Here is a 21,888-nt window from a genome sequence, read left to right on the forward strand (position 1 = left end):
GCGGTGGGTCAGTCGACGCATTTATTGACTGGACGGACGCTATCGCCAGCAAGCCGGCTCCTACACGGGATTGGGTTCACACGGTTTGAAATTGTAGGAGCTGGCTTGCCAGCGATGGACGTCAACGATAACGCGGGCTGTCTGAATGAATGCGTTGTCCGGACGTTTTTCGCGGGCAAGCCTCGCTCCTACAGGGAATCGCGTTTGCTTTCGCTTTTCACCACTCATCAGGCCGAGCGTTAGCTCGCCTTCAGCTTTTGATCTGAGCGCCCCCTTGAGAGGCCCACGGAGCAGGACCGGAGCGAGGGCATGGCGAGCATTAGCGAGCCACCGAACGAAAGGGGCAAGAGCCCTTGGTTACTTGGGGCTCTTCCAAGTGACTCGCCGTAAGGGCGAAATCAATAGCCGCCGTCACCGCAGAAATGGATATGCCCCCCGATCAAATCCCGCCCAGCTACCGCATTCACAACATCCGCTTCTTCTTGCGCCGAGCCCACTGCCGACTCACCCACCACCGCCAATACATCATCACCAAACAATACGCGAGGGCCCCCAACACCAGCCCCACCACAACCGACCCCAGCAAAAACGGCTGCCACAGCGTAGACAGCTCCCCGCTGATCCACTCCCAGGTCAACTCATCCGGCAGATGACGAGCCGGGACATCCATCAACCACGCCCCGGTCTGATACGTACAAAAAAACACCGCAGGCATAGTGATCGGATTAGTCAGCCAGACCAGACTGACCGCAATCGGCATATTGCCGCGTACGACAATGGCCAGAACCGCCGCCACCAGCATCTGCAACGGAATCGGCAGGAACGCCGCAAACAAACCCACCGCCATCGCCCGTGCGACCGAGTGACGGTTGAGGTGCCAGAGGTTCGGGTCATGCAACAGCGTGCCGAGAAAGCGTAAGGATTTGTGTTCCCTGATGCTGATCGGGTCTGGCATGTAACGTTTGAATAAGCGCCGGGGCATAGGGCTTCTCGGTCGGTTAAGGCGGCAAGTATGTCTGGATTCTATGAGCCGCCTATTCAGACTTTGTGACAATTAATAACGATGCACGTGCCGCGAGCCGGCTATGCCTAGGAGGGGACTCTCAAGGACGGGCGTATGCGCACAGGGATGATGGCGCTGGCGTTGGGTCTGCTGGCCCTGCGTTTTTTGCCGGTATTACCGCCGGTCTGGTTATGGCTGGTGTTGCCCGTAACGGGTTTGATGGCGCTGCCGTTTCGCACGTACCCATTGGCGTTTTTTCTGTTCGGCTTCAGTTGGGCCGGCGCAAATGCACAGTGGGCGCTGGATGATCGTTTGCCAGCGAATCTCGATGGCGAAACCCGTTGGGTCGAAGGGCGGGTGACCGGTTTGCCGCAGAACAATGACGGGGTTGTGCGTTTCGAACTGACAGACGTCCGGTCGCGACAGGCCAAGGTGCCGCAACGGATGCGCCTGGCCTGGTATGACGGACCGCCGGTCAACAGTGGTGAACGCTGGCGGCTCGCGGTGAAGTTGAAGCGTCCTGCCGGGCTGCTCAATCCTCATGCCTTCGATTACGACGCCTGGCTGCTGGCACAACGCATCGGCGCTACCGGGACGATCAAGGACGGTGAGCGGCTCAGGGAGGCTCAATGGGCCTGGCGCGACAGCATCCGCCAGCGTTTGCAAACCGTGGATGCCCAGGGGCGAACCGGGGCGTTGATTGCGCTGGTGCTGGGGGATGGCGCCGGGCTGAGTCGTGAGGATTGGCAGGTGTTGCAAGACACCGGCACCGTGCATTTGCTGGTGATTTCCGGACAGCACATCGGTTTGCTGGCGGGGGTGGTTTACCTGCTGATTGCCGGACTCGCTCGTTATGGGGTGTGGCCGAACCGCTTGCCGTGGCTGCCATGGGCCTGCGCACTGGCATTCGCCGCCGCCCTTGGTTACGGACTGCTGGCGGGGTTCGAAGTGCCAGTGCGGCGGGCCTGCGTGATGATCGGTCTGGTGCTGTTGTGGCGCCTGCGATTTCGTCACCTTGGCGCCTGGTGGCCGCTGTTGCTGGCACTCAACGCTGTTTTGTTGCTGGATCCGCTGGCGAGTCTGCAACCGGGTTTTTGGCTGTCCTTCGCCGCAGTGGCGGTGTTGATCTTCACCTTCGGCGGTCGCTTGGGGCCGTGGCGATGGTGGCAAACCTGGACCCGCGCTCAATGGCTGATCGCAATTGGCCTGGGCCCGTTGCTCTTGGTGTTGGGATTGCCGATCAGTCTCAGCGGGCCGGTCGCCAATCTGCTGGCGGTGCCCTGGATCAGTTTGCTGGTATTGCCACCGGCCTTGCTGGGAACTCTGTTGTTGCCGCTGCCGTATGTGGGCGAGGGCTTGTTGTGGCTGGCAGGTGGGCTGATCGACTGGCTGTTCAAGGGCCTTGGGTTGATGGCCGGTCAATTGCCCGCGTGGGTGCCCGTGGCGATTCCATTGTGGATATGGGCACTGGGCATGCTCGGCGCGTTTCTGCTGTTAATGCCTCGCGGTGTACCGTTGCGCCCGTTGGGTTGGCCGTTGTTGCTGTTGCTGGTTTTTCCACCACGGCCACTTTTGCCCGAGGGCATCGCCGAAGTCTGGCAACTGGATGTCGGCCAGGGGTTGGCGATTCTGGTGCGAACTCGCCATCACATGCTGTTGTATGACACCGGACCACGCTTCGGCGACTTCGATCTAGGCGAGCGAGTGGTCCTGCCAGCGATGCGCAAACTCGGCGTGAACGAACTCGACCTGATGTTGATCAGCCATGCCGACGCCGATCACGCTGGTGGTGCGCGAGCGGTTGCCAATGGTTTGCCGATAAAGCTGGTGCTCAGCGGTGATCCCTTGGCGCTGCCCGCCGAATTGCACGCCGATGCCTGCGAGAGTGGCCGGCAATGGTCCTGGGACGGCGTGAGGTTTCAGCTCTGGCAATGGCCTTCGGCCACGGACCGCAATCAAAAATCCTGCGTGCTGCAAATCGAAGCCAATGGCGAGCGATTATTGCTGACCGGAGACATCGACAGCGCCGCCGAGCGCGCCCTGCTCGACAGCCCGCTCGCAATGCCCACCGATTGGTTGCAGGCGCCGCACCACGGTAGCCGCAGCTCGTCATCGATGGCATTGCTCACTGCGTTGCAACCCAAAGCCGTGTTGATCTCTCGCGGCAACGGCAATTCGTTCGGTCACCCGCACCCCACGGTCATGGCCCGTTATAAAAAACGCGGTATGGAAATCCATGACAGCGCCGAACAGGGCGCCATCCGTCTGCACCTCGGACGCTTCCATCCGCCGTGGACGATGCGTCAAGAACGGCGTTTCTGGCGTTCCACACAATAACCGCGAGTTATGAAAGCCCGACCGGATGCGACATCACGGTCTTCGGTGCATCGACCCCCTATGTTAGAGTGGCGCACTTTTTCGAGGGGACTGTCACTGTGTGGGAATTGGTCAAATCCGGCGGCTGGATGATGCTGCCGATCATTCTGAGTTCCATCGCGGCCATGGCGATCGTCGCCGAGCGTCTCTGGACCCTGCGCGCCAGTCGTGTGACCCCGGAGCACTTGCTCGGGCAGGTCTGGGTGTGGATCAAGGACAAGCAACTCAATAAAGAAAAACTCAAGGAATTGCGCGCCAATTCGCCATTGGGCGAGATTCTGGCGGCGGGCCTGGCCAACTCCAGACATGGTCGCGAGATCATGAAAGAGTGCATCGAAGAAGCCGCCGCGCGGGTGATTCACGAACTCGAACGCTACATCAATGCGCTGGGCACCATCGCTGCCATGGCGCCGTTGCTGGGTTTGCTCGGCACCGTGCTGGGCATGATCGATATTTTCAGTGCGTTCATGGGGACGGGCATGGGCACCAATGCCGCCGTGTTGGCCGGTGGTATTTCGAAGGCCTTGATCACCACGGCTGCTGGCCTGATGGTCGGTATCCCGGCGGTATTTTTCCACCGTTTCCTGCAACGCCGCATCGATGAGCTGGTGGTGGGCATGGAACAGGAAGCGATCAAGCTGGTCGAGGTGGTGCAGGGTGATCGTGACGTGGACCTGACCGAGGGCAAAAAAGCGTGAAATTCCGCCGCAAACCGCGGGAAACGGTCGACATCAACCTCGCGTCGCTGATCGACGTGGTGTTTATCCTGCTGCTGTTTTTCGTCGTGACCACTACCTTCACCCGTGAAACCCAGTTGCGCGTCGATCTGCCCGAAGCGGTCAGCGGTTCGCCTGCCGAAGACCAGCAGGTCAAACACCTGGACGTGGCGATCAGCGCCGAAGGCGTGTTCTCGGTGAACAATCAGGTCTTGCAGAAGAACGATCTGACCGCGCTCATGGACGCGTTGCAAAAAGAATCCAACGGTGACACCAACCTGCCGCTGTCGATCAGTGCGGATGGCAAGACCCAGCATCAGTCGGTCATCACCGCCATGGACGCCGCCGGCAAACTCGGCTTCAGTCACCTGCGCATGACCACTGTCGAGGCGGCGCAGCCCGCGCCCTGATGGCCATGTCCGATCGCTTGCTCGCCGCGTGGTACCAAGGTCATCCGGCCCTGAAGCTGTTGCAGCCGCTGGAGTGGCTGTACCGGCGCGTGGTCATGAACAAGCGCAAACGCTTTCTGGCGGGTGAGGGCGAGATTTATCAGCCACCGGTGCCGCTGATCGTCGTCGGCAACATCACGGTGGGCGGCACCGGCAAGACGCCGCTGATTCTGTGGATGATCCAGCATTGTCAGCGCAGCGGCTTGCGGGTCGGCGTGGTCAGCCGTGGTTATGGCGCCAAACCGCCGCAACTGCCATGGCGCGTCGAGGCCGATCAAAGCGCCGACATCGCTGGCGATGAACCGCTACTGATCGTCCAGCGTACCGGCGTTCCGTTGATGATCGATCCGGATCGCAGCAGTGCGGTCAAAGCGCTGCTGGCGAGCGAACCTCTGGACCTGATCCTCTCCGATGACGGCATGCAACATTACCGTTTGGCCCGCGACCTTGAGCTGGTGCTGATTGACGCCGCCCGAGGCCTGGGCAACCAGCGCTGCCTGCCGGCGGGACCGTTGCGCGAACCGGTCGAACGACTGCAAAGCGTTGATGCGGTGCTGTACAACGGCGCCACCGATGATCGCGACAACGGTTTTGCCTTCCAGCTGCAACCCACGGAACTGGTCAACCTGCACAGCGGCGAACGCCGTCCCCTCGACCACTTTCCCGCAGGCCAGGCGCTGCATGCCGTGGCCGGGATCGGCAATCCGCAGCGTTTCTTCACGACCCTCGAAACGCTACACTGGCAGCCAGTCCCGCATGCATTTGCCGACCACGCCGAGTACAGCGTGCAGGCCTTGAATTTCACGCCGTCATTGCCGTTGGTGATGACCGAAAAGGACGCGGTGAAGTGCCGTGCCTTCGCCGCCGCCGATTGGTGGTACCTGGCGGTCGATGCTGCGCCATCGCCGGCCTTCGTGGCCTGGTTCGATACGCAGTTGATGCGCCTGTTGCCGGCTCGACTTTTGCCTTAAACCGTTTATATCCAGGGAATGCTCATGGACACCAAATTGCTCGACATCCTCGCTTGCCCGGTCTGCAAAGGCCCGCTCAAGCTCAGCGCCGACAAAACCGAGCTGATCAGCAAGGGCGCCGGCCTGGCGTACCCGATTCGCGACGGCATCCCGGTGATGCTCGAAACCGAAGCTCGCACCCTGACCACCGACGAGCGTCTGGATAAATGACCACAGCCTTTACCGTTGTCATTCCATCGCGTTACGCCTCGACCCGCCTGCCGGGCAAACCGTTGCTGCTGATCGCCGGCAAGCCGATGATCCAGCACGTCTGGGAACAAGCGTGCAAAAGCAGCGCCGAGCGTGTGGTGGTTGCCACTGACGATGCGCGCATTGTCGAGGCGTGCATCGCGTTTGGTGCCGACGTGGTGCTGACCCGCGAAGACCACAATTCAGGCACGGACCGTTTGGCCGAAGTCGCCGCAAAACTCGGTCTGGCGTCCGACGCGATTGTGGTCAACGTGCAGGGTGACGAACCGCTGATCCCGCCAAGCGTGATCGATCAGGTCGCGGCCAACCTCGCAGCCCACACCGAAGCGCGCATGGCCACGCTGGCCGAGCCGATCGAAGATGTCGAAACCCTGTTCAACCCCAACGTGGTCAAGGTGGTCAGCGACCTCAATGGCCTGGCGCTGACGTTCAGTCGTGCGACGTTGCCTTGGGCTCGGGACGCGTTCGCGAAAACTCGCGACGTGTTGCCGGAAGGCGTGCCGTATCGCCGCCACATTGGCATTTACGCCTACCGCGCCGGTTTCCTGCATGACTTCGTCAGCTGGGGTCCGTGCTGGCTGGAAAACACCGAATCCCTGGAACAGTTGCGTGCGCTGTGGCACGGCGTGCGGATTCACGTCGCCGACGCGCTGATCGCACCGCCCACCGGCGTCGATACGGTTGAAGACCTCGAGCGCGTTCGTCGCCTGCTGGAGGCCTGATGCGGGTTTTGTTCGTTTGCCTGGGCAACATCTGCCGTTCACCCACGGCCGAAGGTGTGCTGCGGCACAAATTGCGCGAAGCGGGGCTGGCCGATCAAGTCGAAGTCGCCTCCGCCGGCACCGGTGACTGGCACGTCGGCAGGGCTCCGGACAAACGCAGCCAGGCCGCGGCCAAGCTGCGCGGTTACGACCTGTCGATGCAGCGCGCCCAGCAAGTGAGCCGCGCCGATTTCGCGACTTACGACCTGATCCTCGCGATGGACAACAGCAACCTGCGCAACCTCCAGGACCTGCAACCTGCCAGGTGCAAGGCCGAACTGGACCTGTTCCTGCGCCGCTACCAGTCGCAAGTCGATGAAGTGCCGGACCCTTACTACGATGGCAACCAGGGCTTTGAGCAGGTGCTCGACTTGATCGAAAGTGCCTGTGATCGACTGGTGATCGAATTGAAGGGCCGGTTATGAGTTTGCAGGTTCAGCCACAGGTTTCGCTCAAGCCTTACAACAGCTTTGGCGTGGACGTTCAGGCCCGATTGTTTGCCGAGGCTCACAGCGATGCCGACGTGCGCGAGGCGCTGGCCTATGCGGTGGAGCATGACGTGCCGCTGCTGGTGATCGGTGGTGGCAGCAACCTGCTGCTGACCGCCGACATCCAGTCGCTGGTGCTGCGCATGGCCACCCGCGGGATTCGCATTTTGAGCGACGACGGCAGCAAGGTCGTGATCGAAGCCGAGGCCGGCGAGCCTTGGCATCCGTTTGTGCAACACACCCTGGCGCAGGGGTTGTCGGGTCTGGAAAACCTCAGCCTGATCCCCGGCACCGTCGGCGCGGCACCAATGCAGAACATTGGCGCCTATGGCGTGGAGATCAAGGACGTGTTCGCCGGCCTGACCGCGCTGGACCGCCAGACTGGCGAGCTGCGCGATTTCACGCTGGCCGAATGCAACTTCGCCTACCGCGACAGCCTGTTCAAACAGGAACCGGGGCGCTGGTTGATCCTGAGGGTTCGTTTCGCCCTGGACCGTGCCGAGCACTTGCATCTGGAGTACGGCCCGGTGCGTCAGCGTCTGACCGAGCAAGGCATCGATCACCCGACCGCCACCGACGTCAGCCAGGCGATTTGCAGCATCCGCAACGAAAAGCTTCCGGACCCGGCGGTGCTCGGTAACGCCGGCAGCTTCTTCAAAAATCCCTTGGTCCCGGCTGCACTGGTCGCTCGGCTCAAAGGTGAATACCCGGACCTGGTGGCTTACGCGCAACCCGACGGGCAGATGAAACTGGCTGCGGGCTGGCTGATCGAGCGGGCAGGGTGGAAAGGTTTTCGCGAGGCCGACGCGGGCGTGCATAAGTTGCAGGCGCTGGTGCTGGTCAACTACGGGGCCGCGACCGGTCTGCAGTTGCTGAACCTGGCACAGCGCATCCAAAAAGACATTTCAGAACGCTTCCATGTCGATCTGGAAATGGAGCCCAATCAGTATTGAGGCTACGCTTTCAAGGCTGATCTCAAAGCCCTGCACATCTTCGATTGTGCAGGGCTTTTTTGTTAATGCTGGGTTAACTTAGCCCCCTAACGATGCAAGCATTTGCTCCACCAAGGGCCCGATGCAGACATCTTCGTCCGCATAAGAGAGCCTCATTAGCCTGAGTCGATCTGCGTGATGCCAACCGCTAATCCCCCAGCGGCAGATTGCTCGACCCCATAACCCATACCACTATGCGGGCGTGCCCATGATTACCCTGAAACTCAATGGTCAAGACCATCAACTCGATGTCACCGAGGACATGCCGCTGCTCTGGGCCATCCGCGACGTGGCCGGTTACAACGGCACCAAGTTCGGCTGCGGCATGGGCCTGTGCGGCGCCTGCACCATTCACATCGAAGGCGCCCCGGCGCGCAGTTGCATCACGCCGATCGGTTCGGTAGTCGGCCAGAACGTCAGCACCATCGACAACTTGCACGCCGATCCGGTCGGGCAAATCGTCCAGCAAGCCTGGCTCGACACCGCCGTCGCCCAGTGCGGTTACTGCCAGGGCGGGCAGATCATGTCCGCCACCGCATTGCTCAAGACCAACCCGAACCCGAGCGACGAACAGATCGAAGAGGCGATGGTCGGCAATATTTGCCGTTGCGGCACCTACAACCGCATCAAGACCGCCATCCGCCAGGCATCCACTCACCTGAAGGAAGCCAAGGCATGAGCCAGTTCCCGAATGATTTCGCCCTGAGTAACCTCAGCCGTCGCGGTTTCCTCAAAGGCGTCGGTGCCACCAGTGCGCTGGTGGTCGCCGCGAGTTGGGGCTGGCAGGACGCGTTCGCAGCCGAGAAGGAAAAGAAATTCGGCGCCGACGGCATGCCCAACGGCTGGATCGATGATCCGAAGGTGTACGTCAGCATCGCTGCGGATGGCACCGTGACCGTGGTTTGCAACCGTTCGGAAATGGGCCAGGGCGTACGCACCAGCCTGACCATGGTCGTGGCCGATGAACTTGAAGCCGACTGGGCGCTGGTGAAAGTGCAACAGGCGCCGGGCGATGAAGTGCGCTTCGGCAACCAGGACACCGACGGTTCGCGCAGCATGCGCCACTGGTACGAGCCGATGCGCCGCTGCGGTGCTGCCGCGCGGACCATGCTCGAACAGGCGGCTGCTGAACAGTGGAAAGTCCCGGTCGGCGAGTGCCACGCGCAATTGCACAAAGTCATCCATAAACCGAGCGGTCGTGAGCTGGGTTACGGCGCGCTCGCCGTCGCTGCCGGTGCGCTGGCGGTGCCGGCACGTGACAGCCTGCGGCTCAAGGAACCGTCAGAATTCCGCTACATCGGCAAGGAAGGCACCAAGGCCATCGACGGTGCAGACATCGTCAACGGTCGCGCGATCTATGGTGCCGACGTGCATATCGACGGCATGCTTTACGCCGCAATTGCACGTCCGGCGGTGTACGGCGGCAAGGTTAAATCCGTGGATGACAGCGCGGCGCTGAAAGTCCCCGGGGTGGTCAAAGTCATCCAGATCAAAGGCCGTCCGCTGCCCTCGGAGTTTCAGCCGTTGGGCGGCGTGGCGGTGGTGGCCAGCAATACCTGGGCGGCGATCAAGGGCCGCGACGCGCTGAAAATCGAATGGGACGACGGCCCCAACGCCAGTTACGACTCGATCGCCTACCGCAAGGAAATTGAAGCGGCGTCGCTCAAACCCGGCAAAGTGGTGCGCAATACCGGCAACATCGACCAGGCCATGAGCGGCGCCGACAGCACCCTCGAAGCCTCTTACTATCTGCCGCACCTGACGCAAGCGCCGATGGAACCAATGGTCGCCATCGCCCGTTTCAAGGATGGCGTGTGCGAAGCCTGGGCGCCAAGCCAGGCGCCGCAGGTCACCCGTGAACGAATCGGCGAACGCCTGGGCATTCCGTTCGATAACGTCACCTTCCACGTCACCCTGCTCGGCGGCGGTTTCGGCCGCAAGTCCAAGCCGGACTTCATCATCGAAGCGGCGATCCTCGCCAAGGAATTCCCCGGTAAGGCGGTGCGGGTGCAATGGACTCGTGAAGACGACATCCACTGTTCGTATTTCCATACCGTCTCGGCTGAATACCTGAAGGCCAGCCTGAACAAGGACGGCCTGCCGTCGGGTTGGTTGCACCGCACGGTAGCGCCGAGTATCACCGCGCTGTTCGCGCCGGGCATGAACCATGAGGCCGCTTTCGAGCTGGGCATGGGCTTCACCAACATGGCTTACGCGATCCCCAACGTGCGCCTGGAGAACCCGGAAGCGGCGATTCATACGCGGGTCGGCTGGTATCGCTCGGTGTCGAACATTCCTCACGGCTTTGCGATCCAGTGCTTTGTCGATGAGTTGGCGCACAAGGCCAAACAGGATCCGCTCAAGTACCAGGTCAAATTGCTCGGCCCGGACCGTCAGATCGATCCGCGTACGTTGAGTGAAGAGTGGAACTACGGCGAGTCGCCCGAACGCTATCCGATCGACACCGGGCGCATGCGCACCGTCCTTGAAACCGCCGCGAAAGCTGCGGGTTGGGGGCGAGAGTTGCCGAAGGGCCGAGGCCTGGGACTGGCGGTGCATTACAGCTTTGTCACTTACGTGGCGGCGGTGATCGAAGTCGAAGTCAAAGATGACGGCACGTTGATCGTGCACAAGGCCGATATAGCGGTGGATTGCGGTCCGCAGATCAACCCGGAGCGAATTCGTTCGCAGTTCGAAGGCGCTTGCGTGATGGGGCTGGGCAACGCGGTGTTGGGCGAGATCAGTTTCAAGGACGGCAAGGTCCAGCAAGACAACTTCCATATGTACGAAGTGGCGCGTATGTCCCTGGCGCCGAAGGAAGTCGCCGTGCATCTGGTCACACCGCCGGGCGTGGTGCCGTTGGGCGGTGTCGGTGAACCTGGCGTGCCGCCGATTGCGCCGGCGCTGTGCAATGCAATCTTCGCCGCCACCGGCAAACGCATCCGCGACTTGCCGGTTCGTTATCAACTGCAAGGTTGGCAGAAGGCCGAGGCTTGATGGACAGCGTCGATCTGAATGTCCTGCGCAGCGTGCTGGAATGGCGCCGCGCCGGTCAGCGAGTGGTGTTGTACAGCGTGGTCCAGACCTGGGGCACCGCGCCCCGGGCGCCGGGCGCGATGTTGGCCTTGCGCGAAGACGGGGTGGTGATCGGTTCGGTGTCCGGTGGTTGTGTCGAGGATGACTTGATCGCCCGGCTGCACGACGGCCGGATTCCGGCTGACGGGCCGCCGGTGCAGTTGATCACTTACGGCGTCACTCGCGAGGAAGCCGCACGGTTTGGTTTGCCGTGCGGCGGCACATTGCGCCTGACCGAGGAGCGAGTCGGCGACCCGGCTTGGGTTGCCGGGTTGCTGGCGAGTTGCGAGGCCCATGAAATCACGGCGCGCTCGCTGGATATCGCGAGCGGTGAAGTGACGTTGCAGCCGGCGACCAAGAACGATGCGCTGAGTTTTGACGGCACCACGTTGCGCGCCATTTACGGTCCGCGTTGGCGGTTGTTGCTGATCGGCGCGGGGCAATTGTCCCGTTATGTTGCCGAGATGGCGCGGCTGCTGGATTTCGAAGTGTTGATCTGCGATCCACGCACCGAGTTCGTCTACGGCTGGGAAGAACAGCACGGGCGCTTCGTATCCGGTATGCCGGACGAAGCGGTGCTGAACATCCAGACCGACGAACGCACGGCCATCGTCGCGCTGACCCACGATCCGCGCCTGGATGACATGGCGCTGCTGACGGCACTCGATTCCAGGGCGTTTTACGTCGGTGCGCTGGGTTCGCGGATCAACAGCCTGAAGCGCCGGGAAAACCTCGCTCAGCTAGGCTTGTCCCAAGAGGCCATCGAGCGCTTGCACGGCCCGATCGGTCTACACATCGGCAGCCATTCCCCGGCGGAAATCGCCTTGTCGCTGCTGGCGGAAATTGTCGCGATCAAGAACGGAGTCGAGCTGAAACAGAAGAAGCCGTTGCAGGAGGAGGCATGAGCGGGCCAATCGGCGTCATCGTGTTGGCGGCGGGGCAGGGCACTCGGTTTCGACAGGTGGCGGGGGCCGACAGGGACAAGTTGTTGGCGGACTGTACGGGGCGCGATGGCGCCGTTCGTTCGGTGATCGAGCAGGTGCTGGTGAGTTTGCCGGCCAGTCTTGAGAAGCGCGTTCTGGTGAGGACCGAAGATCGCCCGCAAGTGGCTCGTATGGCTCAGGCGTATGGTTTCGAGATTGTGCTGGTGGAATCCTCCGGTATGGGCGACAGCATTGCGGCTGGGGTGGCTGCGTGTCCGCAACTCGGTGGCTGGTTGATTGTGTTGGGGGATATGCCGTTTATTCTGCCGTCGACGATTGAGCAGGTGTTGGCGGGGATTTCTGATGATGGAATTAGCGTACCGGTGATGAATGGCGAATACGGCCATCCGGTTGGTTTCGGGCGAACGTTTGGACCGGGGTTGATGGCGTTATCGGGTGATCGCGGGGCCAAGCCGTTGTTTGCGTCGGCGCGGGTGGTTGAGGTGGCGGTGGAGGATGCCGGGGTGTTGTGGGATGTGGATGTGCCTGAGGCGTTGGTTTTCGCCTGATACACCGCTTTCGCGGGCAAGCCTCGCTCCTACAGGTTTTCCGCCGATCACTGTAGGAGCGAGGCTTGCCCGCGAAGAACGATAACGCGATCTACCTGATAAATAGCCGGCATAAAAAAGCCCCGCCTGGGTTACCAGGCGGGGCTTTTTAGTGGCCGATGGAATCAGACGAGAGGTTTAGGCTCGTGCTCTTTTTCCTGGGCTTGCTCGTGTTGCTCTACCGCTTCCTGAACGGAGCGTGGAGCTTCGTCGATCACGGAGTCAGCTGGCTCGGCAGCCACTTCAGCAACCGGGGCAGGAGCAGCCTCGACGACTTCAGCAACAACCGGTGCCACTTCGACAGCGGCCGGAGCAGCAGCGGCAGCCAGTTCGGCTTCCTTCTGCAGACGCTCTTCTTCACGCTTGCGACGACGCACTTCACGCGGGTCGTTAGGTGCGCGGCCACTTGGTGTCAGGGCGCTGGCCGGGGCAGCTTCAACCACTGGTGCAGCCACTTCGGCGACAACAGGGGCTTCAACAACCGGAGCCACTTCTGGTTCGGCAGCCACAACAACAGGCTCGACAACCGCAACTTCAGCAACTGGCGCTGGCGTTTCGACCGCTACCGGCTCGGCAACCCAGTTGAAAGCGGTTTGCTCTTCGCGAACTTCACGAACGGTTTCGGTCACGGTTTCAGCGACGGTTTCAACAACCGGCTCTGCAACCACGGCAGGCGTTTCAGCAACGACGGCAGGCTCGGCAGCAGCTTCGACTTCAGGCTGTGCTTCACGAACCGGAGCCACTTCGACTTCCGGAGCGGCAGTTACTTCTACAGGCGTGGTCGCTTCAACGACTGGCGCTTCGACTGGAGCAGTTTCCAGTGTGGCGGCATTGGCGCGTTCGGCCTGCTCGTTGGCTTGTGCTTCAGCCGGAGCGCTGATCACGGTGCTGGCAACGGCTGCGGTAACAGCTAGGCCTGCGGCCAGATCGGCAGCGCTTGGTGCTTCGGCGCCTTCGTTACCTTCGGCGGACTCGGATTCTTCCGAACCTTCGATCACGTTGCCGTTGGCATCGCGTTGACGCTCGCGACGGTTGCTGCGACGGCGCTGGCCACGGGAGCGGCGGCGTGGACGATCGCCTTCGGCGCCTTCCTGACCGTCTTCCTGCAGTTGCTCTTCGTTGCCAGTCAGCTCTTCTTCAGCAACGGCGGCAGCGGCTTGCTCGGCGCGTGGTTGACGCTCTTCACGCGGTGGACGTGGCGCGCGCTCTTCGCGTGGCTGACGAGCTGGACGCTCTTCAGCAGTAGCGGCAGCAGCAGCCGGAGCAGCGGCGTCCAGCGGTTCACGCAGTTCACGAACGCGTTCTTCACGCTCGCCACGTGGCTTGCGATCTTCACGAGGCGCGCGCGGTGCACGTTCTTCGCGAGGGGCGCGTGGTGCGCGCTCTTCACGTGGAGCGCGTTCTTCGCGAGCGACTGCCGGGGTTTCTTCACGGGCTTCGCGTGGCTCACGTGGTGCGCGTTCTTCACGCGGTGCACGTTCCTCGCGAGGCTTGCGCTCTTCATCGCGGCGACCGTTACGGTTGCGGCTCTGCTGACGACCGTTGCGACGCTCTTCGTTGCGAGCAGGACGCTCGGTGGTCGCTGGTTTTTCAACCACAACCGGAGCAGCAGGCTCTTCTTTGGTAGCGAACAGGCTGACCAGCGACTTCACCAGGCCTTTGAACAGGCTTGGCTCTGGCGCGGCGGCCGGTGCAGCAACCGGTGCGGCGACGACTTCGGTCGGAACCGGAGCGTTGGCGCGGGCCGGCGCAGTCTTGACCGCGGCTTCCTGGCGAACCAGGGTGCGGGTCGCAGCGGCTGGCTGGACTTCTTCGACTTCGGCAGCGGCAGCAGCGATTTCGTAGCTGGACTGGTTGATGCTGGCTTCCGGGCTGTCATCACGCAGGCGCTGAACTTCGAAGTGCGGCGTTTCGAGGTGATCGTTCGGCAGAATGACGATGCGGGCACGGGTGCGCAGTTCGATCTTGGTGATCGAGTTGCGTTTTTCGTTAAGCAGGAAGGCTGCGACCGGAATTGGCACTTGTGCGCGAACTTCGGCGGTGCGGTCTTTCAGGGCTTCTTCTTCGATCAGGCGCAGGATCGCCAGCGACAGCGATTCAACATCACGGATGATGCCGGTGCCGTTGCAACGCGGGCAAACGATGCCGCTGCTTTCGCCGAGCGATGGACGCAGGCGCTGACGGGACATTTCCAGCAGGCCGAAGCGCGAGATGCGGCCAACTTGCACGCGAGCGCGGTCGGCTTCCAGGCATTCGCGGACTTTCTCTTCCACGGCGCGCTGGTTCTTGGCAGGGGTCATGTCGATGAAGTCGATGACGATCAGGCCGCCGATGTCGCGCAGGCGCAACTGACGGGCGATTTCTTCGGCGGCTTCAAGGTTGGTCTGCAGGGCGGTTTCTTCGATGTCGCTGCCTTTGGTGGCGCGCGCCGAGTTGATGTCGATGGACACCAGGGCTTCGGTCGGATCGATAACGATGGAACCACCGGAAGGCAGTTCGACGACGCGCTGGAAAGCGGTCTCGATCTGGCTTTCGATCTGGAAGCGGTTGAACAGCGGAACGCTGTCTTCGTACAGCTTGATCTTGCTGGCGTACTGCGGCATCACCTGGCGGATGAAGGTCAGGGCTTCGTCCTGGGCTTCAACGCTGTCGATCAGCACTTCGCCGATGTCCTGGCGCAGGTAATCGCGGATGGCGCGGATGATCACGTTGCTTTCCTGGTAGATCAGGAACGGCGCGGAGCGATCCAGCGAGGCTTCTTTGATGGCGGTCCAGAGTTGCAGCAGGTAATCAAGGTCCCACTGCATTTCTTCGCTGCTGCGGCCCAGGCCGGCAGTGCGCACGATCAGACCCATGTCGGCCGGTGCAACCAGACCGTTCAGGGCTTCACGCAGTTCGTTGCGCTCTTCACCTTCGATGCGACGGGAGATACCGCCGGCACGCGGGTTGTTCGGCATCAGAACCAGGTAACGACCGGCCAGGCTGATGAAGGTGGTCAGGGCTGCGCCCTTGTTGCCACGTTCTTCTTTTTCGACCTGAACGATGACTTCCTGGCCTTCGCTCAGGACGTCTTTGATGTTGACGCGGCCTTCAGGGGCTTTCTTGAAGTATTCGCGGGAGATTTCTTTGAGGGGCAGGAAGCCGTGGCGCTCGGAGCCGAAATCGACAAAGGCAGCCTCAAGGCTTGGTTCGATGCGAGTAATCCGGCCTTTATAGATGTTGGCCTTCTTCTGCTCGCGTGCACCGGATTCGATGTCCAGGTCGTAGAGGCGTTGGCCATCTACCAGTGCAACACGCAACTCTTCGGGTTGAGTTGCGTTAATCAGCATTCTTTTCATGTAGTACCGTCGGTTTCCGGGCTGCCGGAAACGGCGTTCGGCACACACGACTTCTCATGGTCGGTGTCAGGTGCGTCGGGAGTGGTTGGCCATTCCCGTGTCTAGCGAAGTCCGGCCAATGTGGGCCTTCGTCGCGACGTACGCGTCCTGCTTGCTGTGGCTACTTAAGCACTCAGTCAGGAGGAGGAATCAACCGGCGGCTGTGGACGAGATGAAGCGTCTTGATAAAGCCTATTGCTACACAGTCCAGCGGTTGTGCATCTCCACCCTACACGTATCCCTGATAATTCGGGTGCTGCCGCGCGCAGAATCCGCAGCGGGTTGGCATTTACCGTGAGCTCCGAAAGGGGAGGTCACGCATCATGGCTAATTTAGGCGTTGTTTCCGAAGCGTTCGCTCGGGGTCATTCGCAGCTGACTGCACTTTGTGAACTGGCCGTGAATATGGGCTCGCGTAGCGAGTGAAAACTCTGCTTTGCGGCGTGATTCAGGCCTCATGTCACCTGCGCTCGTTACACCTGCAAACTCCACCGTTACGTAGCGAAAGCGCCGTAGGACGGCCTCGCGTCCTGGTGAATTGCATTGGTCAGGGCCGGTTTTTGACCGTTTGTCCGCTGTCCAGGCCGCTTTTGGCGGCGTTCGCGACTATAGCAGTAATGATTAAGTGCTTCAATTCCATAAAAAATTGATATCATCCGCGCCATGACGACTACTGCCCCCTCGACCCCAGGCGTACAACTGCTTGAGGTCTCGCCGGAATATGCCGGCCAACGTATTGATAACTTCCTTCTCGCTCGGCTCAAAGGCGTGCCCAAGACCTTGATTTACCGCATTTTGCGTAAAGGCGAAGTGCGAGTGAACAAAGGCCGGATCAAGCCCGAATACAAGCTGCAGGCGGGCGATATCGTGCGCGTGCCGCCGGTTCGCGTGCCTGAGCGCGACGAACCTGTGCCGCTGGCCCAGGGCTTGCTGCAGCGACTTGAAGCCTCGATTGTCTATGAAGACAAAGCGCTGATCGTGATCAACAAGCCTTGCGGCATTGCGGTTCACGGCGGCAGCGGCCTGACTTACGGCGTGATCGAAGCCTTTCGTCAGCTGCGTCCGGATTGCAAGGAGCTCGAGCTGGTTCACCGCCTTGACCGTGACACCTCCGGTCTGCTGATGATCGCCAAGAAACGCAGCATGCTGCGTCACTTGCACACGGCCTTGCGCGGTGATGGCGTGGACAAGCGCTACATGGCGCTGGTTCGCGGCAACTGGGCGGCTTCGATCAAGCAAGTCCGTGCGTCGCTGGGCAAGAGTAATCTGCGTTCCGGCGAGCGGATGGTCGAGGTCGACGAGGAGGAGGGCAAGGAATCGGTGACCGTGTTCAAGGTCCTGCGCCGATTCGGCGACTTTGCCACCCTGATCGAGGCCAAGCCAATCACTGGCCGGACTCACCAGATCCGTGTTCACACCTTGCACGCCGGGCATTGCATTGCCGGCGACACCAAGTACGGCGATGACGATTTCAGCAAGGAAATCCGCGATCTGGGCGGCAAACGCCTGTTCCTGCATGCGTACATGCTGACCGTGCCGCTGCCGGATGGCGGCGAACTGAAGTTGCAGGCGCCTGTCGACGAGATGTGGGCCAAGACTGTGGAGCGCCTGAGTGCACCCCTCTGATTACAAACTGCTGATTTTCGATTGGGACGGCACGCTGGCTGATTCCATTGGTCGGATTGTCGAGGCGATGCGCGTTGCGTCCGAGCGTTCCGGTTTTCAGTTACGCGATGACTTTGCTGTCAAAGGCATCATCGGTCTGGGCCTGCCGGAGGCAATTCGCACGCTTTACCCCGAGATCAGCGATGCCGAGCTGGTGGCGTTTCGCGAGCATTATGCGGACCACTACATCGCGTCGGAAGCGGTGCCTTCGCCGTTGTTCGAAGGGGTCGTCGAGTCGATGGAGGCGTTCCGCGCCGAGGGCTATCATTTAGCGGTTGCCACCGGCAAGGCGCGTCGCGGACTGGATCGGGTGCTGAAGTCGCACGGCTGGGAAGATTATTTCGACATCACCCGTGCCGCCGACGAAACCGCCAGCAAACCCCATCCACTGATGCTTGAGCAGATCCTCGCCCATTGCGAAGTTCGTCCGGAGCAAGCGTTGATGGTCGGCGATTCGTCATTCGACCTGCAGATGGCGCGCAACGCCGGCATGGATTCGGTGGCGGTCAGCTACGGCGCGCAATCGATTGAAGCGCTGAAATTGTTCGAGCCGGCGCTGGCTATTGATCGTTTTTCAGAATTGCATGCCTGGCTGAGTCAGCGGGCTTAATACGTTTTTGCCGGGGTAGATGGTCATGACCGACGAATGGAAAGCGCCCGCCAAGCCGAGCGCAGAGAGCGGTGACGAAAAAAGCTGGAAGCTGCTGGAAAAGACCCTGCTCGCCAGCGTGCAGGAGCAGCGTCGGTCGCGTCGCTGGGGGATTTTCTTCAAGCTGCTGACCTTTGTGTACCTGTTTGGCGCACTGGTGCTGTTTACGCCGTTGATGGACATGGAAAAAGCCGCCACTCGCAGCGCCAATTACACTGCGCTGATCGAAGTGACGGGCATGATCGCCGACAAGGAGCCCGCCAGCGCTGACAACATCGTTGGTAGCCTGCGTGCTGCCTTCGAAGATAAGAAGGTCAAAGGTGTCATCCTGCGCATCAACAGTCCGGGTGGCAGTCCGGTGCAGTCCGGTTACGTGTATGACGAGATTCGCCGGTTGCGTGGCTTGAACCCGGACACCAAGGTTTACGCGGTAATCTCCGATCTGGGGGCTTCCGGCGCTTATTACATCGCCAGTGCGGCGGATCAGATTTACGCCGACAAGGCGAGCCTGGTGGGTTCCATTGGTGTGACGGCGGCCGGTTACGGGTTTGTCGGCACGATGGAGAAGCTGGGTGTCGAGCGTCGGACCTATACGTCGGGCGAGCACAAGTCGTTCCTCGATCCGTTCCAGCCACAGAAGCCTGAGGAAACCCGGTTCTGGCAGGGCGTGCTCGATACGACGCACCAGCAGTTCATCAACAGCGTCAAGACGGGGCGTGGCGACCGACTCAAGGACAAAGAGCATCCGGAGTTGTTCTCCGGGTTGGTCTGGTCCGGTGAGCAGGCGCTGCCGCTGGGGCTGATCGATGGTCTGGGTAATGCCAGTTCGGTGGCGCGTGATGTGATTGGTGAGAAAGAGCTGGTGGACTTCACCGTTCAGGAATCGCCGTTCGATCGCTTCTCGAAGAAACTGGGCGCCAGCGTGGCTGAGCAGTTGGCGATGTGGATGGGCTTCCAGGGTCCGTCGCTGCGCTGATCTTCCGGCTACATAAAAAAACCGGCCCAAGTGGCCGGTTTTTTGTTGGCGTCCACATCCTGTAGGAGCCGGCTTGCCGGCGATGGCGTCCTCAAGATCAGTGAGGGACTCGACAGCCGTCAGGGGATTTGCACCCCTTCAACCAACAGCATGTCGATCAGGCGAATCAGCGGCAAGCCGATCAGGCTGGTGGCGTCAGGGCCTTCGGTGCGCTGAAACAGGCTCACCCCCAAACCTTCTGCCTTGAAGCTGCCAGCGCAATCGTAGGGCTGTTCGGCGCGCAGGTAGCGTTCGATGCGTGCGGTGTCGAGTGTGCGCATGTGCACGGTGAACGGCACGCAGTCGACCTGGCAGTGTCCCGTCTGGCTATTGAGCAGGGCCAGGCCGGTCAGAAAGGTTACGCTGGCGCCGCTTGAGGCCAGCAACTGCTCGCGAGCCTTTTCGACGGTGTGGGGTTTGCCGATAATGCGCTCGCCGAGCACTGCGACCTGATCGGAGCCGATAATCAGATGGGCGGGGTGGCTGCCGGCAAGAGCCCGGGCTTTTTCTTCGGCGAGGCGCTTTACCAGTTCGACGGCGGCCTCATTCGGCCGATGACTTTCGTCGATGTCCGGCGAGCTGCAGGTGAACGGCAGCTGCAAGCGGGCCAGCAATTCCCGGCGATACACTGAGCTTGAAGCGAGTAATAAAGGCAGCATGTGCATCTCCAGAAGACAGGCGCGAATTCTAGCGAGGCTTCCAGGTGACGGACAGGGCTGAATTTCCTTTGACATGGCTGGGTGCATCCCTATAATGCTGCGCCTATGTTGAATGACCCGATTCCACCTCACGTTGACCCGCGCAAATTGGCTGACCGTGGCACCACCCTTCAAGGTGAACTGCTGCTGGCCGATTTGGAGAGACTCTGCGACCCGCTTTCCGACAATGTCGGTACGGTGCAGGCTAAATTCGTTTTTGAACGAGATGAACGTAAGTCTGTGGTAATCCACAGCTTTATCGACACCGAAGTCAAAATGGTTTGCCAGCGTTGTCTTGAGCTGGTCACCCTGCCGATCCACAGCGAATGCAGTTATGCTGTGGTGAAGGAGGGTGCGAATACCCAGTCGTTGCCGAAAGGTTATGACGTGCTGGAACTGGGCGAAGATCCTTTGGATCTGCAGTCACTGATCGAGGAGGAGCTTCTGCTCGCCTTGCCCATTGTGCCTGCTCATCATCCGGAAGAATGCCAGCAGCCGGCGGGTCTCGATGAGCCCGAACCGAGCGAGGACGAGGTAACGCGGTCCAACCCGTTCAGTGTATTGGCGCAGTTAAAGCGTGACCCAAACGTTTAGGAGTTAATCAATTATGGCTGTTCAGCAGAACAAAAAATCCCGCTCCGCCCGTGACATGCGTCGTTCGCACGACGCTCTCGAGGCTAGCACCCTGTCTGTAGAAAAAACCACCGGTGAAGTTCACCTGCGTCACCACGTATCGCCAGAAGGCGTATACCGTGGCCGTAAAGTGATCGACAAGGGCGCTGACGAGTAATAACTTGTCCGCTCAAGTCATCGCGATTGACGCAATGGGCGGGGACTTCGGTCCCCGCAGCATTGTTCAGGCCAGCCTTGCTTGTCTGATTGCTACGCCCTCGCTGCACCTGACCCTTGTCGGTCAACCCTCCCTCCTTGAAGAATTGATCGCTGGCCAATCGGCTGTGGATCGCTCGCGCCTGTCGATTACCCCGGCATCCGAAGTGATCACCATGGACGAAAAGCCTGCCCAGGCCTTGCGCGGCAAGCCGGACTCGTCGATGCGCGTGGCGCTCGAGTTGTTGCGTGATGGCAAGGTTCAGGCCTGCGTCAGCGCCGGCAATACCGGCGCGCTGATGGCCTTGTCACGGTTCGTGCTCAAGACCTTGCCGGGTATTGACCGGCCGGCCATGGTCGCGGCGATTCCGACGCAGAAGGGCTATTGTCAGTTGCTCGACCTGGGCGCCAACGTCGATTGCAGCGCCGAGCATCTGCTGCAGTTTGCGGTGATGGGCTCGGTTGCGGCACAAACCCTGGGCATCGTTCGTCCACGGGTTGCATTGCTGAACATCGGCACCGAAGACATCAAGGGCAATCAGCAGGTCAAGCTGGCTGCGACCTTGTTGCAGAGCGCTCGCGGCATCAACTATATCGGTTTTGTCGAAGGTGACGGTTTGTACCGTGGCGAGGCGGATGTGGTGGTGTGCGACGGTTTTGTCGGCAATATTTTGCTCAAGTCCAGTGAAGGCCTGGCGACCATGATTGCCGGGCGAATTGAAGCGCTTTTCAAAAAGAATCTCGCATCGAAAATGGTGGGCGCTCTGGCGCTGCCGCTGATGAAGCGTCTTCAGGCTGATCTGGCGCCTGCTCGGCATAACGGCGCAAGCTTCCTCGGGTTGCAGGGGATTGTCGTGAAAAGCCACGGTTCGGCAGGGGTTCAGGGCTTTCAGAGTGCGATTCAGCGAGCCTTGATCGAAATCCAGGAAAACCTGCCGGAGCGCATTCACGGTCGTCTGGAGGATTTGTTGCTTTAGGCGTTTTCGTCGGACAATGCTTAAATGTGACCGCTCAGTTCAATTTGCCATCCAACTGTCAGTTTCTTG

At 60.8% G+C, this 21,888-nt stretch carries 21 protein-coding genes; 18 read left to right on the forward strand and 3 right to left on the reverse strand.

Translation table 11 applies throughout. The features are described from left to right. Positions 1–463: 463 nt before the first annotated feature. Positions 464–982, reverse strand: a complete 519-nt coding sequence (locus tag KGB24_RS19475) for a DUF2062 domain-containing protein (protein WP_008031552.1) — start codon at positions 980–982, stop codon at positions 464–466. 135 nt (positions 983–1,117) lie between these two features. On the opposite strand from KGB24_RS19475, the gene KGB24_RS19480 reads away from it, so the two are divergent. The 12 genes from KGB24_RS19480 (at position 1,118) to KGB24_RS19535 (ending at position 12,572) form a co-directional block, all read left to right on the forward strand. Beyond that, positions 1,118–3,340, forward strand: coding sequence for a DNA internalization-related competence protein ComEC/Rec2 (locus tag KGB24_RS19480; RefSeq protein WP_223415236.1), 2,223 nt, complete (start codon positions 1,118–1,120; stop codon positions 3,338–3,340). Positions 3,341–3,438: 98 nt separating this feature from the next. Beyond that, entirely contained in the window at positions 3,439–4,077 is a 639-nt protein-coding gene (locus tag KGB24_RS19485) for a MotA/TolQ/ExbB proton channel family protein (RefSeq protein ID WP_008045105.1), read from the forward strand. Beyond that, a complete protein-coding gene (locus KGB24_RS19490) occupies positions 4,074–4,505 on the forward strand; it encodes an ExbD/TolR family protein (RefSeq protein ID WP_008031559.1) in 432 nt (143 codons plus the stop codon). Before KGB24_RS19485 ends, KGB24_RS19490 begins: the two co-directional genes overlap by 4 nt. Further along, on the forward strand, positions 4,505–5,515 hold the full coding sequence (gene lpxK / locus KGB24_RS19495) for a tetraacyldisaccharide 4'-kinase (RefSeq protein ID WP_008031560.1): 1,011 nt from the start codon (positions 4,505–4,507) through the stop codon (positions 5,513–5,515). The genes KGB24_RS19490 and lpxK overlap by 1 nt, the downstream gene beginning before the upstream one ends. A gap of 24 nt (positions 5,516–5,539) precedes the next feature. Continuing rightward, a complete protein-coding gene (locus tag KGB24_RS19500) occupies positions 5,540–5,725 on the forward strand; it encodes a Trm112 family protein (RefSeq protein WP_007945752.1) in 186 nt (61 codons plus the stop codon). Next, the gene (kdsB, locus tag KGB24_RS19505) at positions 5,722–6,486 is read left to right on the forward strand and encodes a 3-deoxy-manno-octulosonate cytidylyltransferase (RefSeq protein WP_008031563.1); all 765 of its coding nucleotides are present in this window, start codon (positions 5,722–5,724) and stop codon (positions 6,484–6,486) included. The genes KGB24_RS19500 and kdsB overlap by 4 nt, the downstream gene beginning before the upstream one ends. Then, on the forward strand, positions 6,486–6,950 hold the full coding sequence (locus KGB24_RS19510; RefSeq protein ID WP_223415235.1) for a low molecular weight protein-tyrosine-phosphatase: 465 nt from the start codon (positions 6,486–6,488) through the stop codon (positions 6,948–6,950). The genes kdsB and KGB24_RS19510 overlap by 1 nt, the downstream gene beginning before the upstream one ends. After that, entirely contained in the window at positions 6,947–7,966 is a 1,020-nt protein-coding gene (gene murB, locus KGB24_RS19515) for a UDP-N-acetylmuramate dehydrogenase (protein WP_008031565.1), read from the forward strand. Before KGB24_RS19510 ends, murB begins: the two co-directional genes overlap by 4 nt. 247 nt (positions 7,967–8,213) lie before the next feature. Next, a complete protein-coding gene (locus KGB24_RS19520; RefSeq protein WP_008031566.1) occupies positions 8,214–8,684 on the forward strand; it encodes a (2Fe-2S)-binding protein in 471 nt (156 codons plus the stop codon). Beyond that, positions 8,681–11,002 (forward strand): xanthine dehydrogenase family protein molybdopterin-binding subunit, encoded by a 2,322-nt coding sequence (locus KGB24_RS19525; protein WP_223415234.1) that lies wholly within the window; start codon positions 8,681–8,683, stop codon positions 11,000–11,002. Before KGB24_RS19520 ends, KGB24_RS19525 begins: the two co-directional genes overlap by 4 nt. Continuing rightward, positions 11,002–11,985, forward strand: a complete 984-nt coding sequence (locus KGB24_RS19530; RefSeq protein WP_223415233.1) for an XdhC family protein — start codon at positions 11,002–11,004, stop codon at positions 11,983–11,985. Before KGB24_RS19525 ends, KGB24_RS19530 begins: the two co-directional genes overlap by 1 nt. After that, positions 11,982–12,572: an NTP transferase domain-containing protein gene (locus tag KGB24_RS19535; protein WP_223415232.1), complete on the forward strand. Its 591-nt coding sequence runs from the start codon at positions 11,982–11,984 to the stop codon at positions 12,570–12,572. The genes KGB24_RS19530 and KGB24_RS19535 overlap by 4 nt, the downstream gene beginning before the upstream one ends. A gap of 164 nt (positions 12,573–12,736) precedes the next feature. On the opposite strand, the gene rne is transcribed toward KGB24_RS19535, so the two are convergent. Continuing rightward, positions 12,737–15,949: a ribonuclease E gene (gene rne / locus KGB24_RS19540; protein ID WP_223415231.1), complete on the reverse strand. Its 3,213-nt coding sequence runs from the start codon at positions 15,947–15,949 to the stop codon at positions 12,737–12,739. A gap of 701 nt (positions 15,950–16,650) precedes the next feature. On the opposite strand from rne, the gene rluC reads away from it, so the two are divergent. The 3 genes from rluC to sppA are packed head-to-tail and all read left to right on the forward strand — an operon-like array spanning position 16,651 to position 19,277. After that, positions 16,651–17,613: a 23S rRNA pseudouridine(955/2504/2580) synthase RluC gene (rluC, locus tag KGB24_RS19545; RefSeq protein ID WP_008031576.1), complete on the forward strand. Its 963-nt coding sequence runs from the start codon at positions 16,651–16,653 to the stop codon at positions 17,611–17,613. Beyond that, a complete protein-coding gene (locus KGB24_RS19550; protein ID WP_223415230.1) occupies positions 17,600–18,262 on the forward strand; it encodes an HAD-IA family hydrolase in 663 nt (220 codons plus the stop codon). The genes rluC and KGB24_RS19550 overlap by 14 nt, the downstream gene beginning before the upstream one ends. A gap of 25 nt (positions 18,263–18,287) precedes the next feature. Next, positions 18,288–19,277: a signal peptide peptidase SppA gene (gene sppA, locus KGB24_RS19555; protein WP_008031583.1), complete on the forward strand. Its 990-nt coding sequence runs from the start codon at positions 18,288–18,290 to the stop codon at positions 19,275–19,277. A gap of 119 nt (positions 19,278–19,396) precedes the next feature. Here the strand turns inward: sppA and KGB24_RS19560 are convergent, their stop codons facing one another. Further along, on the reverse strand, positions 19,397–19,975 hold the full coding sequence (locus KGB24_RS19560) for a Maf family protein (protein ID WP_223415229.1): 579 nt from the start codon (positions 19,973–19,975) through the stop codon (positions 19,397–19,399). A gap of 105 nt (positions 19,976–20,080) precedes the next feature. Here KGB24_RS19560 and KGB24_RS19565 point away from each other — a divergent pair, with 105 nt between their 5' ends. From KGB24_RS19565 to plsX, 3 genes are read left to right on the forward strand one after another with little or no spacing between them, the layout of a single operon-like run. Next, complete coding sequence (locus KGB24_RS19565; RefSeq protein ID WP_008031588.1) at positions 20,081–20,608, forward strand: YceD family protein; 528 nt, start codon at positions 20,081–20,083, stop codon at positions 20,606–20,608. Positions 20,609–20,621: 13 nt separating this feature from the next. After that, positions 20,622–20,804, forward strand: coding sequence for a 50S ribosomal protein L32 (gene rpmF, locus KGB24_RS19570; protein WP_003179396.1), 183 nt, complete (start codon positions 20,622–20,624; stop codon positions 20,802–20,804). Between the two features lie 4 nt (positions 20,805–20,808). Beyond that, positions 20,809–21,819 carry a phosphate acyltransferase PlsX gene (gene plsX, locus KGB24_RS19575; RefSeq protein WP_081500214.1) on the forward strand — a complete coding sequence of 337 codons (1,011 nt, stop codon included), beginning with the start codon at positions 20,809–20,811 and terminating at the stop codon, positions 21,817–21,819. Positions 21,820–21,888: the final 69 nt, after the last annotated feature.

It is taken from the genome of Pseudomonas sp. BF-RE-25 (assembly GCF_019956105.1).
Taxonomy (GTDB): domain Bacteria; phylum Pseudomonadota; class Gammaproteobacteria; order Pseudomonadales; family Pseudomonadaceae; genus Aquipseudomonas; species Aquipseudomonas migulae.

Excerpts from the sequence above, each read along its gene's own strand:
- rpmF (WP_003179396.1), top strand. The coding sequence starts at position 20,622 with ATGGCTGTTCAGCAGAACAAAAAATCCCGCTCCGCCCGTGACATGCGT.
- rluC (WP_008031576.1), top strand. The coding sequence starts at position 16,651 with ATGACGACTACTGCCCCCTCGACCCCAGGCGTACAACTGCTTGAGGTC.
- KGB24_RS19560 (WP_223415229.1), bottom strand. The coding sequence starts at position 19,975 with ATGCTGCCTTTATTACTCGCTTCAAGCTCAGTGTATCGCCGGGAATTG.
- KGB24_RS19480 (WP_223415236.1), top strand. The coding sequence starts at position 1,118 with ATGCGCACAGGGATGATGGCGCTGGCGTTGGGTCTGCTGGCCCTGCGT.
- KGB24_RS19530 (WP_223415233.1), top strand. The coding sequence starts at position 11,002 with ATGGACAGCGTCGATCTGAATGTCCTGCGCAGCGTGCTGGAATGGCGC.
- KGB24_RS19520 (WP_008031566.1), top strand. The coding sequence starts at position 8,214 with ATGATTACCCTGAAACTCAATGGTCAAGACCATCAACTCGATGTCACC.
- KGB24_RS19535 (WP_223415232.1), top strand. The coding sequence starts at position 11,982 with ATGAGCGGGCCAATCGGCGTCATCGTGTTGGCGGCGGGGCAGGGCACT.
- murB (WP_008031565.1), top strand. The coding sequence starts at position 6,947 with ATGAGTTTGCAGGTTCAGCCACAGGTTTCGCTCAAGCCTTACAACAGC.
- KGB24_RS19525 (WP_223415234.1), top strand. The coding sequence starts at position 8,681 with ATGAGCCAGTTCCCGAATGATTTCGCCCTGAGTAACCTCAGCCGTCGC.
- sppA (WP_008031583.1), top strand. The coding sequence starts at position 18,288 with ATGACCGACGAATGGAAAGCGCCCGCCAAGCCGAGCGCAGAGAGCGGT.
- rne (WP_223415231.1), bottom strand. The coding sequence starts at position 15,949 with ATGAAAAGAATGCTGATTAACGCAACTCAACCCGAAGAGTTGCGTGTT.
- KGB24_RS19475 (WP_008031552.1), bottom strand. The coding sequence starts at position 982 with ATGCCCCGGCGCTTATTCAAACGTTACATGCCAGACCCGATCAGCATC.
- kdsB (WP_008031563.1), top strand. The coding sequence starts at position 5,722 with ATGACCACAGCCTTTACCGTTGTCATTCCATCGCGTTACGCCTCGACC.
- KGB24_RS19500 (WP_007945752.1), top strand. The coding sequence starts at position 5,540 with ATGGACACCAAATTGCTCGACATCCTCGCTTGCCCGGTCTGCAAAGGC.
- lpxK (WP_008031560.1), top strand. The coding sequence starts at position 4,505 with ATGGCCATGTCCGATCGCTTGCTCGCCGCGTGGTACCAAGGTCATCCG.
- KGB24_RS19510 (WP_223415235.1), top strand. The coding sequence starts at position 6,486 with ATGCGGGTTTTGTTCGTTTGCCTGGGCAACATCTGCCGTTCACCCACG.
- KGB24_RS19565 (WP_008031588.1), top strand. The coding sequence starts at position 20,081 with ATGTTGAATGACCCGATTCCACCTCACGTTGACCCGCGCAAATTGGCT.